The sequence below is a fragment of the Pseudoalteromonas sp. McH1-42 genome (assembly GCF_022347845.1).
In the GTDB taxonomy this organism is placed as follows: Bacteria; Pseudomonadota; Gammaproteobacteria; order Enterobacterales; family Alteromonadaceae; genus Pseudoalteromonas; species Pseudoalteromonas rubra_D.
Genome location: NZ_JAKRFU010000077.1, coordinates 1 through 1,146, shown reverse-complemented (window position 1 = coordinate 1,146; position 1,146 = coordinate 1). Strand labels below are relative to the sequence as shown.

The 1,146-nt window shown below is 50.7% G+C and carries 2 protein-coding genes; both read left to right on the top strand.

The window, feature by feature from the left end; all coding sequences use genetic code 11:
* A partial coding sequence (locus MHN31_RS24090; RefSeq protein ID WP_239445554.1) for a phosphopantetheine-binding protein occupies positions 1-565 on the top strand: 565 nt, incomplete at its 5' end.
* A gap of 45 nt (positions 566-610) precedes the next feature.
* The coding region (locus MHN31_RS24085) for a condensation domain-containing protein (RefSeq protein ID WP_239445553.1) at positions 611-1,146 on the top strand (536 nt) is incomplete at its 3' end.

Below are 1,146 nucleotides of genomic sequence, written 5' to 3'. Positions count from 1 at the left end.
CCGCCAGACACAAGTAGACAGTGCACTGGTGCTGGCTAAGAACGGCCCGGCAGGCACCTATTTGGTGGCGTACGTCCAGCCAGTTGAGACCATCGCAGAACAAGCACAGCCAGAGTTTATGACTCAGACGCTGGCCACGCTGGCACAAACCTTACCGGATTACATGGTGCCTAAGTTGGGTGTGGTGATTGACGACTGGCCACTGACTGCCAACGGCAAAGTAAACAAAAAAGCCCTGCCTGAAGCAGATAGCAGCGCGCTTCAGGATACCTATGTGGCACCTGAAAATGACATTGAGCAGACCTTGTGTGAGATCTGGTCTCAGCTGTTGGGCATAGCGCATCAGGATATCAGCACGCAAAGCCACTTCTTCGACCTGGGCGGCCATTCGCTGCTGGTCGTGAAGCTGGCAACTCAGGTGCGTGAAACCTTCAACATTGAGTTCAGTATTCAGGAGCTCTACGACGCAACCAGGATCTGCGATCAGGCAGTCCACATTGAATATTTGCAGCTTAAGTCTAATCGCGACACGCAAACAGAAGCGTGTGAAGAGCTGGAATGGTAATCACGGCGTCCGACATTTAATCGACAGAATTTTAAGAAGAAAACAATGAATACAATTAAAAAGTTAATCATAGAACTAGAAAAACAGGGCGTCAGTTTTTATCTCGACAATGGCAAGCTCAAGTCAAAAGCCAGACAAGGTGCAATCACACCTCAGATAGCCGCTCAGGTAAAACAAAATAAGGCGGCATTGATTGAATTTTTAGCCTCAGAGCAACAGCAAAATACTCAGGTGCGCGCTAAAGTCACGCCCAGAGTCGCATCGGATATCGCGCCGCTGTCTTTTGCCCAGCAGCGCCTGTGGTTTATTGATCAGCTCCATAAGGGCTCGGCGCAATACAATATGCCGGCTGCCTTTGATGTCAGCGGTACGCTGGATCTGACAGTGGTGGAAGCAGTGTTACAAACCATCATTGACCGCCACGAAGTACTTAAAACCGTTTATCGTGATGGCGAGCAGGGCGCGGAGCAGCTGATCCGTCAGGACGCCCGCTTTACCCTCAGTTATGACGATGTGCGGATGTGCAACGAAGCGAAGCAGCAACAGGCCATCGCCACAGCCATGACGCAACAGCTAAATCA